General features: G+C 44.7%; 17 protein-coding genes and 1 tRNA gene. 11 read left to right on the top strand and 7 right to left on the bottom strand.

The features are described 5' to 3' along the window. Positions 1-121: 121 nt before the first annotated feature. From BHR79_RS01675 to surE, 4 genes are all read left to right on the top strand, one after another. Positions 122-397, top strand: coding sequence for a hypothetical protein (locus BHR79_RS01675; protein WP_072560600.1), 276 nt, complete (start codon positions 122-124; stop codon positions 395-397). 107 nt (positions 398-504) lie between these two features. After that, entirely contained in the window at positions 505-2103 is a 1599-nt protein-coding gene (locus BHR79_RS01670; protein WP_072560598.1) for a BCCT family transporter, read from the top strand. Continuing rightward, complete coding sequence (locus BHR79_RS01665) at positions 2100-2579, top strand: hypothetical protein (protein ID WP_072560596.1); 480 nt, start codon at positions 2100-2102, stop codon at positions 2577-2579. Before BHR79_RS01670 ends, BHR79_RS01665 begins: the two co-directional genes overlap by 4 nt. A 49-nt stretch (positions 2580-2628) precedes the next feature. Then, positions 2629-3417 (top strand): 5'/3'-nucleotidase SurE, encoded by a 789-nt coding sequence (surE, locus tag BHR79_RS01660; protein WP_072560594.1) that lies wholly within the window; start codon positions 2629-2631, stop codon positions 3415-3417. Here the strand turns inward: surE and BHR79_RS10620 are convergent, their stop codons facing one another. Next, positions 3418-3567, bottom strand: a complete 150-nt coding sequence (locus tag BHR79_RS10620; RefSeq protein ID WP_169818152.1) for a hypothetical protein — start codon at positions 3565-3567, stop codon at positions 3418-3420. Between the two features lie 186 nt (positions 3568-3753). On the opposite strand from BHR79_RS10620, the gene BHR79_RS01655 reads away from it, so the two are divergent. Continuing rightward, entirely contained in the window at positions 3754-5043 is a 1290-nt protein-coding gene (locus BHR79_RS01655; protein WP_072560592.1) for a coiled-coil domain-containing protein, read from the top strand. 11 nt (positions 5044-5054) lie between these two features. Here the strand turns inward: BHR79_RS01655 and moaA are convergent, their stop codons facing one another. Then, positions 5055-5975, bottom strand: coding sequence for a GTP 3',8-cyclase MoaA (gene moaA / locus BHR79_RS01650; RefSeq protein WP_072560590.1), 921 nt, complete (start codon positions 5973-5975; stop codon positions 5055-5057). Positions 5976-6097: 122 nt separating this feature from the next. Here moaA and BHR79_RS01645 point away from each other — a divergent pair, with 122 nt between their 5' ends. Then, positions 6098-7414: a cobyrinate a,c-diamide synthase gene (locus BHR79_RS01645; protein ID WP_072560588.1), complete on the top strand. Its 1317-nt coding sequence runs from the start codon at positions 6098-6100 to the stop codon at positions 7412-7414. A 2-nt stretch (positions 7415-7416) separates the two neighbouring features. On the opposite strand, the gene larE is transcribed toward BHR79_RS01645, so the two are convergent. From larE to nifS, 4 genes are read right to left on the bottom strand one after another with little or no spacing between them, the layout of a single operon-like run. Beyond that, positions 7417-8214 carry an ATP-dependent sacrificial sulfur transferase LarE gene (gene larE / locus BHR79_RS01640; RefSeq protein WP_072560587.1) on the bottom strand — a complete coding sequence of 266 codons (798 nt, stop codon included), beginning with the start codon at positions 8212-8214 and terminating at the stop codon, positions 7417-7419. A gap of 7 nt (positions 8215-8221) precedes the next feature. Continuing rightward, complete coding sequence (locus BHR79_RS01635; protein WP_072560585.1) at positions 8222-8947, bottom strand: HesA/MoeB/ThiF family protein; 726 nt, start codon at positions 8945-8947, stop codon at positions 8222-8224. Next, positions 8928-9341 carry a Fe-S cluster assembly scaffold protein NifU gene (gene nifU / locus BHR79_RS01630; protein WP_072562252.1) on the bottom strand — a complete coding sequence of 138 codons (414 nt, stop codon included), beginning with the start codon at positions 9339-9341 and terminating at the stop codon, positions 8928-8930. The genes BHR79_RS01635 and nifU overlap by 20 nt, the downstream gene beginning before the upstream one ends. 5 nt (positions 9342-9346) lie before the next feature. Continuing rightward, positions 9347-10540 (bottom strand): cysteine desulfurase NifS, encoded by a 1194-nt coding sequence (gene nifS / locus BHR79_RS01625; protein ID WP_083432984.1) that lies wholly within the window; start codon positions 10538-10540, stop codon positions 9347-9349. A gap of 178 nt (positions 10541-10718) precedes the next feature. Between nifS and BHR79_RS01620 the strand changes: the two genes are divergently transcribed. The 5 genes from BHR79_RS01620 (at position 10719) to metX (ending at position 15497) form a co-directional block, all read left to right on the top strand. Continuing rightward, positions 10719-11051, top strand: a complete 333-nt coding sequence (locus BHR79_RS01620) for a transcriptional regulator (RefSeq protein WP_072560583.1) — start codon at positions 10719-10721, stop codon at positions 11049-11051. A gap of 218 nt (positions 11052-11269) precedes the next feature. Beyond that, positions 11270-11340: transfer RNA gene (locus BHR79_RS01615), tRNA-Cys, on the top strand. Positions 11341-11354: 14 nt separating this feature from the next. Beyond that, positions 11355-12734 (top strand): O-phospho-L-seryl-tRNA:Cys-tRNA synthase, encoded by a 1380-nt coding sequence (gene pscS / locus BHR79_RS01610; RefSeq protein WP_072560581.1) that lies wholly within the window; start codon positions 11355-11357, stop codon positions 12732-12734. Positions 12735-12744: 10 nt separating this feature from the next. Beyond that, positions 12745-14049, top strand: coding sequence for an O-acetylhomoserine aminocarboxypropyltransferase/cysteine synthase family protein (locus BHR79_RS01605; RefSeq protein ID WP_072560579.1), 1305 nt, complete (start codon positions 12745-12747; stop codon positions 14047-14049). Further along, positions 14046-15497 carry a homoserine O-acetyltransferase MetX gene (gene metX / locus BHR79_RS01600; protein WP_072560577.1) on the top strand — a complete coding sequence of 484 codons (1452 nt, stop codon included), beginning with the start codon at positions 14046-14048 and terminating at the stop codon, positions 15495-15497. The genes BHR79_RS01605 and metX overlap by 4 nt, the downstream gene beginning before the upstream one ends. Positions 15498-15521: 24 nt before the next feature. On the opposite strand, the gene priL is transcribed toward metX, so the two are convergent. Beyond that, positions 15522-16577 carry a DNA primase regulatory subunit PriL gene (gene priL, locus BHR79_RS01595; RefSeq protein ID WP_072560575.1) on the bottom strand — a complete coding sequence of 352 codons (1056 nt, stop codon included), beginning with the start codon at positions 16575-16577 and terminating at the stop codon, positions 15522-15524. Positions 16578-16580 lie beyond the last annotated feature (3 nt).

The following is a 16580-nucleotide window of genomic DNA, read 5'->3' as shown; positions in this document are numbered from 1 at the left end:
TTATTGTATTATATTTTTTGAACACAAGCATCCATTAATAAGCTCATTTATGAGCAATTTGTGTACATTTAGATTATATGAATGTCCATAAGTAGTTCTTTTTATTGAGGAGATGATATTAATGCAGACTATTAATTACATGTCAATGGTTTTCAGGGGTGCAGTAGAAGATTATGAAAAAACCGGTGTTCATCCTTCGGTATTCCTTGATTCAAATGGCGAACTCCAAATATATCTCTGTGATCCAGTTGCAGCGGAAGAAGAATTTGAAACTACTTATGGAATGGGTGACTATGAAGTTAACGGAGCCCAGTTTGTGAGTGACATTTCCGAAAATGAGAATATTCACGAAGTGAATTATGCAAAGTTAGTAACTCCCTTCTCTATGGATGATTGAACTCCTTCTTACTTTCCTTTCCTCCTTTTTATACGAAACAGTAAAGATATAATCAAAACTCTTTTGTAATTTGTCTCTGTGCCAGTGTCTTATAGATAGGAGGCAACATGCAGATAAAGGCAAGTCCCGGCTTTCAGGTAAATCCTCATGTTTTTTATGTATCGGCAGTTCTGGTATTATTTTTTGTGTCTTTGGGAGTCTTTTTTACAGAAAGCTTATCTGAAATTTTTGGAACGTTACAGAATATAATTGTGGTCAATTTTGGCTGGTTCTACATTCTCTCAGTTGCTTTTTTCCTTCTATTTGTTATCTGGCTATATTTCAGCCCCTATGGTTCTGTCAGGCTGGGCAAAGATTCGGATAGGCCGGTTTATAAGGACACCACCTGGTTTGCAATGCTTTTCAGTGCGGGTATGGGCATAGGGCTGCTTTTCTATAGTGTTGCAGAACCGATTCTTCATCTCGCTTCTCCGAGGGATGCTGCACCGGGTACAATTGAGTCGGCAGTTGAAGCGATGAATCTCACTTTTTTCCACTGGGGGCTTCATGCCTGGGCAATATATATTGTGGTAGGGCTTTCTCTTGCATATTTTTCCTACAGGCATGATATGCCGTTGACCATTCGCTCTACAATGTATCCATTGTTTGGTGACAGGATATATGGAATACGTGGAAACATTGTGGAAGTGCTGGCCATCTTTGGCACATTGTTTGGTGTTGCCACTTCACTGGGTCTGGGTGTGATGCAGATTAATGCAGGAATGGATTATCTTGGCCTGATGTCGGTGTCTATAAATAACCAGATATTGCTGATTGTATTCATAACTCTTGCAGCCACTACTTCTGTGATGTCGGGTCTGAACAGGGGAATACGTATATTGAGTCAGGTTAATATCCTGCTGGGTCTTACCCTTGTGATATTCGTCTTTATCGTAGGCCCCTCTGTTTTTCTTTTGAGTTCATATGTACAAAGTATTGGTTATTATTTGCAAAATATTGTTTATCTTACATTCCAGACTGATGCGTTCACTGGCCTGGAATGGCAGAAAATGTGGACCATGTTCTACTGGGGTTGGTGGATCTCCTGGTCACCCTTTGTTGGCATGTTCATTGCACGTATATCCCGGGGGCGTACAATCAGGGAATTTATCAGGGGAGTACTGCTTGCTCCTGCGATTGTAACTTTCATCTGGATTATCGTCTTTGGTAACACGGCAATTCATATGGAAATATTTGGCAATGGTGGTATTGTGAATGTTGTCCAGACAAGTATTCCGACTGCCCTTTATGTCCTGTTGGATAAATTACCCGGTTCATTGCTGACTTCCGCTCTTGCAACCATTGTAGTAATGACTTTCTTTGTCACATCTTCTGATTCGGGTTCTCTTGTGATTTCCATCCTTTCATCTGGAGGAGATCCCAAACCGGCAATCCCCCTGAGGCTATTCTGGTCCCTGCTTCAGGGTGCTGTTGCAGCTGTTCTCCTGTTGACCGGGGGGCTTGTGGGATTGCAGACAGCTGCCCTTACTACGGCTCTGCCTTTCTGTGTTGTTTTAATTCTGATGTGTTACAGCATATCCAAGGGATTAAAAGCTGAGTCTGATGGTTATAAGGTCATAGATACGAAAAAAAAACCGCCGGAAAATACATCAAATAATAAAGCTAAACAACTGGTAGGAGAACTTTTCAAAGGTGGGTCCAAATGAACAGGTGGGAACAAAAATTGCGGGATATTTTCCAGACGGAAAAGAAAAATTCCGGGGAAAAGACTACGCAGGAAATGAATGTCAGGTTTGCAGAACTCAATATGAGGGATTTTTTCAGACATGTGGTATTTCCTGCCTATGACGACCTGAAAAAGGAAATTGAAAAATATGGCAGAACTGTTGAGGTTAATGTGGATGACACCGGAATGAATTCTGCCTCTCTAACTGTTTATGTTTCCTCTGGCACAAAACCCCATGAACAGGTTGAGGAGTTCTATTTTGAGATACGGGGGAGGGCCTACCAAAGGGGCGGCTTTGCTTTTCCGCAACATGCAGATGAAGAGCAGCCACGTATCCGTAAGGTGGAAATATTACTTCGCAACGGTACTGTCGATGAATATGATATAGAGGATCTGACACGGGAAAATATCATCGAATGCTTTGTCGCTGAATATTCCAAGTGGATCAATTACTGATTTATCCAATTCATTACCTTTAAAACCCTTAAGGTTAATCTGGCTTTTCATGTCGAAAAAAATTCTGCTTACCAACGATGATGGTGTTTATTCAGCTGGTATACGTGCCGCTTACAAAAGTGTGGATTCACTGGGCGATGTGACGATTGCTGCACCGGCTTTCCAGCAAAGCGGTGTAGGGCGGTCAATTTCTATTTTTGAGCCTCTGCGGATGAATCGTACAAAGATAAATGGTGTGGAGGCTCATGCAATAGGAGGCACTCCCACTGATTCGGTGATATTGGGGATATTTTCGGTTATGAAGGAAAAACCCGACCTGATTTTATCAGGATTCAATATCGGGGAAAATATCAGTACGGATACCGCCACTACCTCAGGAACCGTGGGTGCAGCTCTGGAAGGTGCAAGTTATGGTATCCCGGCAATTGCTGTTTCTATTCAGGTCATAGAACAGGGACTTAAATTCGATGATTTACGGGACTATGAACACGATTTTGAGGTTGGTATCAAGGTAGTAAACCGGATTGCAAAAAAAGTTCTGGAACATGGACTGCCTGAAAACGTGGATGTTTTGAATGTGAACCTGCCGCATGATGTGGAAGAAGATACCGAGATTGAGATCACCCGTCTTGCAAGGAAGTTTTTCAATATGGAAGTGGAGGAGCGTCATGATCCCAGGGGCAGGCCATATTACTGGCTGGCAGGTGACCTTATGCCACAGGGTGAAGAAGGTACCGATGTGCATGTAGTTACCCAGAAAGGGCACATATCTATAACACCTCTCAGTCTGGATTCAACTTCCCGCGTGGATAACTCGGAAATAGAAAAATTACTTTGATTATTTTTTGATATGGATGTCGATCTCTTCCCATGTCGGGTCGACACCATGCAGACTTTCTGCAGAAGCAGCTGCAGTCTTTCCCAGGAATTTCTGAACAAAATCGTTTATTTCTATATTTTTACCATCAACACTGAGTTCGACTTTCATTTTTGACACTTCCCTTTTGTGCATATAGAATGGATTCCAATATTTATTTTTCTTTGTATCCTTCTCTTTCTGTATTAGAGATTCTAATTTGAACCTGATGGCCGGGAGTTGATTTAATATTTATGTTTCAATTCTTCTTCATGCAGAATCTTTTTAACAAATCACCATGTTTTTTCATCTGAATACATGGATTTCCTCAAGAAACTCTTTGGTAAGGGCAAGGATGAGCCTGAAGAATTACATCTGGAATTTGAAAATCTCCGTGAATGGAGTAAAACCAGATATGAAAGGGAAGTTAACGCTGCAAAACCCCTTATAAGCGATCTTTATTCCGTAATTGGCAATAAACTTGAGCAGCTCAGGGTCGACAAAAAGGCCTTTCTGGCTGCCACGCCGATTGAATCAGCTGATAAGAAAATGGGTAAGATCGGAGATTCAAACCGGGATGTTATTGTTGATAACCTGGAAATACTTGATGAGAAAATCACGGTCCCACATGATAACTCTATAGAGGGGGCTTATACCTTCTATACTGAAGCGGTTTCCCATATGGATACTTTTCTGGACAATACCCGAAAAAGCATGCTTTATGCAAAAAAACTCTATCCAACTGAATATAACAAAATAAGCGGCGATCTTGCACACCTGAACCATGCTTTAAGTGATTTATTTTCGACAATTGAGGGCCCCCGGCATAAACTGGGTATGATCAGCAATATATTTGCAGATATTGAAGCTATCCATAATCTGGAATCTGAAATAATGGAGTGTCGGGATAATATCCAGGAATTGGAGAATAAGTATACCTCCCTGGATGAAATTTTGCAGGGTGCAAAATCAGATCTTGAAGAGTTGGTTAACGGTTCTGAATATCCGCGGGCAGAAGCAATTAACAGTGAAATTGACGACGTAAGGCAACAGGCCCAGGATGTAGAAGCTGATATCAAAAGGATGTTCACCCCATTGTCCAAGGCCTTATCCAGAATGAAAAAACAGGATGAAAACGGAATTCATACCCTGTCGCCACAAGTGCGCAATATACTTGATACTGTCATGCAAGATCCTGTCTCGGCACTGGATAACAACCTGGATCCGCTCTATGATGAGTTGATTTTGAGACTTCAAAGTGATTCACTTGGTCTGAAGGATAAAAAGAAAGATAAAACTCTTGAACAGGTGCATTCAATAAAAACCTCTTCTTCTCTCAAATCCTTATATGAGGATAAAAAGAAATACGATAACAGGCTCAGGCAGTTAAGGGATCAATTGGACCAGATGGATGTGTATCGCCAGAAAACCTCCATGGAAAAGGATATTTCAAAAAAGCAAGAGGCCCTGTTTTCCACAGAGGATAAATTGGAAGATGAAACAGAACGCCTGCAATCCCTGGAAGAGCAGCTGGTAAATACAAAATCGAAGTTGAGTTCACATGTGAATGATGCATTTGAGGAGGATATCGAGATAAATTTCAGGTAATAATTTACCTGTTACCCTTCAGTTACGTTTCCTCTGTAATAAGGCACCCTTTTTTTCACAACTGCCTCCAGCAATCGTGGAATATCTTCTGCATTTGAGCCTTTTGTATCCACAAGATTATCATTAACCAACAGGCATGGTTTGAGTTTCCCGTTGGCTGTCACACGCAGCCGGTTGCAATTGGCACAGAATTCAGTATTGTCGATGGGTCTTACTACTTCAACTTCAGCACCGCCGATGATGTACTTTTTGCGGCGGTGCATTTTACGTACCCGGACTTCATCGGCCCTTTCTTCAAGTTGTTTTTCAATTCCTTCCACGTCAACCTGATATTTTACAACATCCTGGAAATCCATTAGCTGTATGAGTTGTAGTATGATGTTGCCTTTGTGCTTACGGACAAATTCAAGCATCTGGTCGATTTTGTCTTCATTGATCCCTTTGAGCATTACCATGTTCAGTTTTACAGGAGTAAGGCCAACCTCGATTGCTTTTTCTATTCCCCTGAGCACTTTATATACATCACCCGGATTTGCTGCAGTAATCAAACTGTAGTTTTTGTCATCAACACTATCCAAACTTACATTTATCCGGTCCAGTCCTGCTTCCTTGAGACTCTGGGCCCTTTCTTCCAGCAGTATACCGTTGGTAGTTGCAGATACATCCTTTAAGGGGGGCAGGCTTTTCAGTATATCCTCGAAATCCCTGCGGACAAGTGGCTCTCCGCCGGAGAATTTCACCCTGTCCACTCCATACAGGCTGGCTGCCTTGATGATATCAGATATTTTCTGGGCTGACATTTCATCTGCCACTTTCATATTCCCTTCATTGTGGCAATAAATACAATTGAGATTACACCTGTCAGTAATCGATATTCTGAGGCTTTTTATAGTGCGTCCGTAGGAATCTGTGAGCTGTTTTCCGGGAATCATGCTATATCGGGAATTGGTGTTTAATTTGGGATGGTGAAGGGGGTATATAAACTTAAGTTTATCCGGTAACAGTGAAGCTTACTGCCCCATATTTTAAATATCAAATCAACCCAACTTGTGCCATGAAAAAATCAATAGTTATTGCAGGCACACACAGTGGAGTCGGTAAAACAACCGTTTCCATGGGTATCATGGCGGCCCTGACCCGTCGGGGAATGCACGTCCAGCCCTATAAGGTGGGGCCGGATTACATCGATCCCACTCATCATACAGCAATTTGCGGGAGGCCTTCAAGGAACCTTGATACGTTCATGATGGGTGAAGAAGGTGTCAGGCAGAGTTTTCATTGCAGTTATAATGATGCGGATATAGGGGTCGTTGAAGGTGTCATGGGGCTTTTTGACGGAATGAATTCCTCTGATCTTGCAAGTTCGGCTCATGTGGCCAAATCCCTGGGTGCTCCTGTGATTCTTGTAGTCAATGTGCACGGCATGTCCAGAAGTGCTGCGGCCCTCATCAAAGGCTATTCTGAATTTGACAGTGATGTACATATTGATGGTGTGGTTCTTAACCGCGTGGGAAGTCCCAGACATGCTCAAATGATCAGGGATGCCCTGGGAGATGTGCCGGTAGTTGGTGCCCTGCCTCGTAACCAGGACCTGACCGTCCCTTCCCGTCATCTTGGTTTGCACATGGCTGATGAACGGGATTATGATCTGGAAAAACTGGGTAACTTCATTGAAGAGAACATTGATCTGGATAGTGTGCTATCCCTGGCAAACGAACCTCTCCCGGCTGCACCTGGGAAATGCGTTGCCAGCAGGGAGGCTGATGTGACAATAGGTGTGGCAATGGACAGTGCTTTCTGTTTCTACTATCAGGACATGCTGGACTCTTTTCGCAGGTCAGGGGCTGAAATTAAATTCTTCAGTCCGCTTGAAGGTGAAATTCCTGATGTGGATGGTATGTATTTCGGAGGTGGCTATCCTGAGCTCCACATAGCAGAACTTGAAAAGTCACAGACCACTCACAAACTAAAGGACCTTTCAGCAGACGGGATGCCAATCTATGGTGAATGTGGCGGTCTGCAATATCTCTGTACTTCCTATGAAATAGAGGACAGGGTCTATAAACTGGCTGACCTTTTCCCCGCTGAAACCGTCATGACGAAAAAATTGCAGGCACTGGGCTACACCAAAGGGCACGCCGATTCCCCCATATTCAGGGGAGAAGTACGTGGCCATGAATTCCATTACTCTGTAACAGATTGTGCGTCTGACAGCCGTCTGGCTTACACTATGGAGCGGGGCAAAGGAATTGTTGATGGTATGGATGGTATCTATGAACACAATTCGGTGGCAAGTTATATGCATGCTCATCCGGGCTCATTTCCGGTGGATGATTTCGTGGAAAGCTGTCGCAAGTACAAACAACGCTGATCTCAGGTCTCATCCATGCTGGCGCTTCTGTAGCCTTTGAGGTCCAGGCAGACATGGGTGATACCTGTTGTTTTCAGGTGCCTGACCAGTTCATCTTTTTTCAGGACAGCCGTTGGGATTTGTTCTGCGGGGACCTCTATACGTGCAAGGTTTCCTTCATCATGCAACCTCATACGGCATTGTAAAAATCCCATTCTGTGCAGAATGTCTTCTCCCTGTTCGATTTTTCTGAGTTTCCCGCTGTCCAGCATTTCGCCATAGGGTATACGTGAGGCCAGACAGGCAGAAGAAGGCAGCCCCCAGAAATCATATTTTTCCTGTCTGGCAATTTGTCTGATATCCGCTTTACTGATGCCTGCAGAGATGAATGGATGAAATATCCCTTCTTCCCTGCAAGCAGCAAGCCCAGGTCGCAATGTCTGTGTATCCGAGACGTTGGTTCCGTCGGCAATAATTGCAAACCCAAGGGAAGAGGCATATTCTTTTGCAGTTTTTATGATCTGTTTTTTGCAATGATAACATCTATCCTTTGGATTTTTACGTATGTCACGGATTTCCAGGGGATTGAAGTTCAGTACGTGAAGTTCCAAATTATTTTCATCTGCAATTTTTCTGGCATTATCAACTGCACTCCCGGGGATAAGGGGTGAATCCAGAAGGATGCAGATGTGATCTTTTCCCAGCACTTTCCTGCTTACAACTGCAAGCAGGCTGCTGTCCACGCCGCCGGAAAAAAGAATTGCCATGGGGCCGGTGTCTTTTATGATATCTTCCAGTTTCCTTAACTTATTATCAGGCATATTTTTCTTAAAGATGGCCGCATTCAGGACAGTCTGGCCTGCGACAGATTCTCATTTTCTCCAGTGTCCCATTTTTACCGTCCCACATAACAATGTGTCCGGTATGCAATCCTTCCTCACCAAGGAGGTACTTTATGACCTCGTTTGCCTGCATGGTTCCCACAACACCCGCAGTGCAACCGATGATTGGAAATACTTCTTTCGGGGGTTTTTCAGGGATCAGGCATTCGATGCAGGGTGTTTTTCCCGGAATGACTGTGGTGAGTTGCCCGTGGAACCCGTGAACGGCACCGTGGACCAGGGGTACTGATTGCCGGATTGCGGCCCTGTTGAGCAACATTCGTGTTTCATAGTTATCCAGTGCATCTACGATTATATCTGCTCCCTGTATCAATTCATCTACGTTTTCAGCATTGATTTCTGTATTGAAAGCTTCCAGCCTGATATTAGGATTGAGTTCTGCAAGTTTTTCTTCAGCAGACTGACTTTTGGCTTTTCCTATATCCCGGTGCCAGTGCAGTATCTGTCGGTTGAGGTTGCTCAGTTCAACGGTATCCTTATCGATAAGCCGGATATGGCCGATACCGGCAACGGCCAGGTAATGCAAAACAGGGGAACCTAACCCTCCGCAGCCGGCCACAAGTACGGTTGCTCCTTTAAGCTTTTCCTGCCCGTCTTCCCCGATCATCATGACCTGCCGGCCGTACAGTTCCTTATCCGCAGCAGTCAGCATCCGGCTTTTCCTCCAGGGGCTCCAGGCCCTGTTTTTCCCTGTAGTCATTGATTGCCTTGTGGATGCCTTCTTCCGCAAGCACCGAGCAGTGCATTTTCACCGGAGGCAGGCCGTTGAGGGCTTCTGCCACTGCCTTGTTTGTGATCTTCCAGGCTTCCTCCAGCGTTTTGCCCTTGATCAGATCGGTTGCCATGCTACTGGAAGCAATGGCGGCACCGCACCCGAAGGTCATAAACTTTGCATCCGTTATCACATCATTCTCAATGCGCAGGTATATCCGCATGATATCCCCGCACTGGGGATTGCCTACCTCTCCGACTCCGTCGGGATTTTCCATCTCGCCTACGTTGTGGGGATTCATGAAATGTTCCATTACTTTTTCACTGTACATCATTAATATCATTCCCTCAGTTCCTTTGGTGTCATAGGTGACATCGCCCTGAGCCTCTTGATAATTGGCTCCAGCGTTTGCAACAGGTAATCCACGTCCTCTTCCGTATTTTCCTTGCCCAGGGTCAGGCGTAGGGACCCATGTGCGATCTCATGGGGGAATCCGCAGGCAATGAGCACATGAGATGGTTCAAGGGAAGCCGAGGTACAGGCACTTCCCGTAGAGGCTGCAATAGAGAAAGAATTCAGCATCAACAGGATCGATTCACCTTCTATGTACTCAAATATCACATTTGCATTGTTCGGCAAGCGTTTTTCCGGATGTCCTGCAAGGTGGGTGGCCGGGATCTGCAGAAGGCCTTCTAACAAGCGTGTTCTCAGGTTTTTCATGTGAGTAGCATGTTCTTCTAGTTGAGATGTTGCCTGTTCGATAGCTGCGCCCAGTCCCACGATACCGGGTACGTTTTCTGTGCCTGCCCTTTTTTTCTTTTCCTGGGCACCCCCATGACTATAGCTGTCGATCCGGGTACCTTTTTTGATATACAGGGCACCTACTCCCTTTGGTCCGTAGAACTTATGGGAGGAGAGGGAGAGTAAATCCACATTCAGGCCTTCCACATCCAAGGGTATCTGGCCGATCCCCTGCACGGCATCCGTATGGAAATATATGCCCTTCTCCCGTGCAATCCTGCCGATCTCCGAAATTGGCTGAATTGTGCCGATCTCGTTGTTTGCCAGCATTACAGATATAAGGATTGTGTCTTCTCTGATGGCTTTTTTTACATCCTCTATTCTGACCTGCCCGAATTTGTCTACTGGAAGATAGGTAACCTCAAAACCCTGCTTTTCCAGCCACTGGCATGTATGCAGTACAGCATGGTGTTCAATGGCGGAGGTAATTATGTGGTTGCTTTTTTTCCTGTTGGCAAAGGCAACACCCTTGATGGCCCAGTTGTCGGATTCAGTCCCGCCACTTGTGAAATATATCTCATTGATTTCTGCATTGATGGCATCGGCTACCTGCTTTCGGGCGCGGTCTATTGCATCCCTGGACACATGTGCAATATTGTAAGGTGAAGAGGGATTGGCAAATTTTTCGGTGAAATATGGCAACATCTTCTCCAGCACCTCGGTATCAGTAAACGTTGTGGCTGCATGGTCCAGATAGACGGTCTTGCTTGTACTGTCCATATTGTTTTTCATTGTGACCTCCTTTATTTATTGTGAGATCTTATCGTTCTTCAATTCTTAATATGTTTGTGTCACAATTGTGAATATATTGTTTTTTTAATGCCTTTTAAGTTTTTGCACGTATATTCGATGGAAGGTATCAACTACCATTCACAATAGTGATATACTTGTAGATCAGTATCTATAGAAAATGAAGCGTGAGAATATGAAAACTGAAACTCCGTGTCAGGTTGTGGTATGGGATGTTCTGCCTGCTATCAGGGCTGCCCTTGCAAAAGAATTGGTGGATAACGGTGTAACCCAACAGGAAGTGGCTAAGCTTTTCGGGATGGCTCCTTCAGCGGTTTCCCAGTATCTTACTAAAAAAAGAGGTTACAGGATAGAATTTGATGACGAAATAAAAGCTTCCATAGCCAATCTAGCGGTCGATATCCAGAATGGGACGGTTGATGATCTCTCTCACAGGTTCTGTGACATTTGCCGCCAGCTCAGGTCGGATGATGCCTGTCCCGCCGATAAGTAATGGTTCTACTTTTTCTTTTTACTTTCCCATCCACAAACTATATCTATAAGGAAGCACAATTCACAATTGTTAATTCACTATTGTGAAATGCAGGTGATAGATGCCTGCCACCACCAACCACCACAAAAAACGTGATGAAGGCGACAGATGTCTTCATCAACTATTCATAGGTTCTTATCGGGAAAAGCAATGATGTGGATTAATATATGATGCGTACCGGCCGGGTGGCAGAGCGGTTATGCAACCGACTGCAGATCGGTGTAGGTGAGTTCGATTCTCACCCCGGCCTTTAGGAGGAAGAAAATGAAAGGCGCCAAAGACCATTTGATAGAGAAGACCTTTGAGGCCCTTTTTGAGCTGGAGGATATGCGGGAGATTATTCGTCGATCCCTTCCCAACGGTATGTCTGCCGGAGAAGAGGATGCATTCATGAAATCTACTGCTAACCTTAAATCGGTGATTGAGGACCTCGAAAAAGGCACTTCTGAAAAACAGGCCAATTTTCCCCAAATAGTTGACCGTATAGGATTGAGGTACAGGGAAGAGGGAAATATAAACATCCAGCCTATCCAGGCTGCAGGCAGGCTTACACCTGAGGCCCGGAAGGCTCTCATATCCTACGGGGATGGATATTCTACCTGTGACTCATGCCGCAAGCCTTTTCGTCTAGACAAAATTAGTCGCCCTCCAATTGCTGATTTCCACGAAGAACTGGCAAGCTTTGTGAATATGGATACCGCCAGGGTGGTTCCCGGAGCCAGAAGAGGTTTCCAGGCAGTTACATCGTCTCTTGTGGGAAAAGATGATTCGGTAATCGTTTCATCCCTGGCTCACTACACGGAATTCCTGGCAGTTGAAGCTGCAGGAGGCAAGGTCAGGGAAATACCACTGGATGGTGAAAACAAGGTAGATGTTAACTCAATGGCTGAAAAGATAGAGGATGTTATCGGAGAAGATGGGAAAAATCCCTCGCTGATGATGATAGACCACTATGATTACCAGTATGCAAATGAGCATGATATCAAATCCATCGCCAGTATTGCACATGATTATGACATACCGGTGCTCTATAACGGTGCATACACTGTGGGTGTTATGCCCGTCGATGGCAAGAAACTGGGTGCAGATTTTGTAGTCGGTTCCGGTCACAAAAGTATGGCTTCTCCCGCCCCTTCTGGAATACTGGCCACCACTGATGAATATTCGGACCTGGTTTTTCGCACAACCCGGATGAAAGGAGATGTCACGGGACGCAAATTTGGCATCAAGGAAGTGGAGATGATGGGATGTACTCTTATGGGAGGTACCTTGCTTGCCATGATGGCCTCATTCCCACATGTGAAAAAACGTACACAGAAATGGGATGAGCAAGTCCGCAATTCCAACCGTTTCATGGAAGAGTTCTTGAAAATAGAAGGCAATAAGGTGATTTCTGAGTACCCGCGAAGACACACACTGACCAAAGTGGATACAACACAGACCTTCGATAAAGTGGCAAAGGAGCACAAACGCCGTGGATTCTTCCTGAGTGATGAACTTTCACAACTAGGGGTTGTAGGGATGTTCCCGGGCGCCACCAGGGCATGGAAACTTAACACCTATGGTCTCAGCAGGGAAAAGATAGACTATCTTTCAGATGCATTTAAGGAAATAGCAGTAAAATATAACCTTAATGTCAATTGAGGTATAAACAATGAGCAGATCAAATAATTATAATCCGGAAACCCTTTCCATACATGCAGGACAGGAACCGGATCCAACTACGGGTTCAAGGGCCGTTCCCATCTACCAGACCACGGCCTATGTTTTTGACGATACAGAACATGCGGCAAATCTTTTTGCCCTGAAGGAATTTGGCAATATTTACACCCGCCTGATGAATCCTACCACCGATGTCTTTGAAAAAAGGATGGCTGCTATTGAAGGTGGTACTGGTTCCCTGGCTGTTTCTTCGGGAATGTCTGCCATCTCCCTTGCCCTGCTGACAATTACCCGACTGGGTGATGAGATTGTGGCTGCCGATAACCTTTATGGTGGGACATACCAGTTATTCAATCACACCTTTCCAAAATTGGGACGGAACACAACCTTTGTGGACTCCACTAACCCGGAAGCTTTCAGGCAGGCTATAAATGAGAATACACGGGCTGTGTATATCGAATCTATAGGAAATCCCAAACTCGATGTCCCAGATTTCGAAGCAATTGCAGACATTGCCCATGCGGCAGGTGTACCGCTGGTAGTGGACAATACAGTGGGTGTCGGACTTGTAAAACCCATTGAACACGGTGCTGATATCGTTGTCCTGTCCGCCACCAAGTATGTTTGTGGCCACGGTACTTCGCTGGGAGGTGTCATCATCGATTCAGGTAATTTCGACTGGGGTAGCGGAAAATTCCCTGAGTTCACAGAACCCGATCCGAGTTACCACGGCCTTGTATACTGGGATGCGTTCAAGGACGTTCCTGGAATGGGTAACATTGCTTTTGTCCTGAAGGCCCGGGTCCAGTGGTTAAGGGATTTGGGAGCGGCAGTAAGTCCTTTTAATTCGTTCCTTTTCCTGCAAGGACTGGAGACCCTTTTCTTGCGTGTGAAAAAACATTCTGAAAATGCATTTGAGATCGCCCGTTTCCTAAAAGACCATCCGAAAGTTGCATGGGTGAATTATCCGGGATTTGAAGACCATATCAGCCATAATAGGGCTCAAAAGTATCTCGATGGAGGGTTTGGCCCGATAGTTGGATTTGGTATTAAGGGAGGGCTTGAAGCCGGTAAACAATTCATTGAAAATCTTGAGCTGTTTTCCCATCTTGCCAATATCGGGGATGCAAAGAGCCTTGTTGTCCACCCCGCTTCCACTACTCATCAGCAGCTTACCCCCGAGGAACAGGCAAGTACCAGTGTTACGCCCGATTACATCCGTTTATCCATTGGTATTGAGAATGCAAAAGACCTGATCACAGATCTTGACCAGGCCTTGAACGAGGTGAATGTATGACCGAGAGGTCCGTAGGTTATGTGGAAACAAAATATCATCATCTAAAAGAACCCTTCAGGCTTGTGAATGGTGATGAAATGGCAGAGGTTTCCATAGCTTATGAGACCTATGGCAAACTGAATTCTGACAAATCCAATGTAATTCTTATATGTCATGCCCTCACTGGGGATGCCCATGCTGCCGGCTGGCATGAAGGCGATAAAAAACCGGGCTGGTGGGATATTGTAATTGGGCCCGGGAAAGCTTTTGATACCAATAAGTATTTTGTAATCTGCTCTAACGTCCTGGGGGGGTGTAAGGGCACCACAGGTCCGGCCTCCACCAATCCCCAATCCGGTTTGCCTTATGGTTTGTCTTTTCCCCGTATTACTATTGAAGATATGGTGAACCTGCAACACACATTACTTAACAATCTTGGTATTTCCGGCCTTTATGCAATAGCAGGAGGTTCCATGGGCGGTATGCAGGTTCTGCAATGGGCAGTATCCTATCCAGGCTTCATGAAAAGGGCCATTGTGCTTGCATCCACAGCAATCTCCTCGCCCCAGCAGATTGCCTTTAATGAGGTTGCAAGACAGGCAATAATACGGGATCCTTATTGGAATGATGGGGATTATTATGGGAGAGAATTACCCAGACAGGGTCTTTCCCTTGCACGCATGATCGGACACATCACTTACCTGAGCGATGATTCCATGCATGATAAGTTTGGAAGGGATATCAGGGAAAACGAAATGTTCCAGGTGGAGAGTTATCTACACCATCAGGGTGATACTTTTACCAGCCGTTTTGACCCTAATTCCTATCTTTATCTTACCGGTGCAGTTGACAATTTTGATTTAAGCAATGGGTTTTCCCTCTCAAAAAGTTTCAGCAATATAGAATCAGAATTTATGGTTATTTCTGTATCTTCGGATTGGCTTTATCCTTCCTACCAGTCCGAGGAAATAGTCCAGGCGCTGGGCTCCAACGATATAAGTGTGCAGTATCGTAAACTCATTTCACATTTTGGTCATGATGCCTTTTTGTTGGAAAAGGGGCAATTAAATTATCTTTTATCCACTTTCCTGGGCCATCTCACTGTGGGAGATGTCATGTCGGAGAACGTATCGACTCTCCATGAAGGGTGTACGCTGGAAGAGGCGGCACAATTAATGATTTTGAAAAATGCAACACATATTCCGATTCTGGCAGCAAGTGGCCGTATTACGGGTATAGTGACTTCCTGGGATATCACAAGGGCTGTTGCCAACAATATAACTTCCATCGAAAAAATACTGTCACGGGATATTTTGACATCCCATCCCGATGAAAACCTTTCCAGTGCAGCTCTTATAATGGAAGACCATGCAATCTCGGCTCTTCCTGTGGTTGATGACAGAGGTTGTCTTGTAGGTATTCTTTCCAGTGATACTATCAGTGCAATGGTGGGAAGGGGTGCAAAGTGAGACGAGTGATATGATTTATGCCAGTTACTCTGTCTCTTTCTTTTCTTTTGTATTTGCAGGCTTTTTAAATTTATTTTTATACCACATTTTCCTGCGGTAATAGTTCAGGGGATGGTTGATTCTCTTGCAAAGCTCATCAGCTCCATGGCAATTGCCGTAAGTCTTCATGGTGCTGCATGAGGGAGGAGTATATTTTGTACCTGAGGAACCAGCAATATGTTCAATCTGGTATCTTGTTTTTTCTTCATCAAAATCCGGGGATACATTGAACATGTTGATTATATCATCCACTGTCATGCCAATACCTGTCAAAAAGGAAGTCATTGCAAAACGCATTGAATGAGCAAGGTTTACCCCTGTACGAACATTATTGATGGCATAATTGATGCAGGGAGGAAACAGTTTACTGTCTACTTCTCCGATCTGTCCACTTTCAATATCACCTTTCTTTTGCTGGAGTAGTTCCTTCAATCTTGACAGTGCACCTGAGCAATCTGTGCAGGTCTTCTCGGGAACTTTGAGGGGAAGGCTGTCATGAATACTTTTTTTGATTGCTTCCTGCAGCAATCGGGCAAAATCTTTTCTTTCAACAAAAACTTTGCCATGTACCATTCTCTGGTTTATCAGTTTCCACTCAATTGCTTTGAGGGTTGTGGAATATTTCAAAAAATCCGCAAAGTGTAGATGGAAGCCTCTTTCATGCTGTTTGGCATGGATTCCGAATTCTTCTCCTATTTCCCTGAGAAAAAAATCTTCTCTCTCTAACAGCAGGGAATATGCAGCTTCGGCTTCAGCGTGAGAATATTTTCGGTTAAGGTAGGGATCGTTCAGGCAGGATACGAGTATCCTTGCATAAGGGTAGGAAAGAAGTTCTGTGAGTACCCGTCCCTCATCTGTATTTGTGAGGGAGGGTTTACTGATGCCCGAGGTCAGAGACTGGATTAATCTTTCCTCACCCCTGAGTCTGGCTGATTGGAACGCTCTTGAATTTATAAGGCGATCCAGATCAAAATCCAGTTCTCCGACATATTGCGAAGCGGCGGATGTAAAGGGGTACAGCGCAAGTTCTGCCCTTTCCATAAT

The sequence above is a fragment of the Methanohalophilus halophilus genome (assembly GCF_001889405.1).
In the GTDB taxonomy this organism is placed as follows: domain Archaea; phylum Halobacteriota; class Methanosarcinia; order Methanosarcinales; family Methanosarcinaceae; genus Methanohalophilus; species Methanohalophilus halophilus.
The sequence above is the reverse complement of the archived record's forward strand: the minus strand, read 5'-3'. Positions and strand labels throughout refer to the sequence as shown.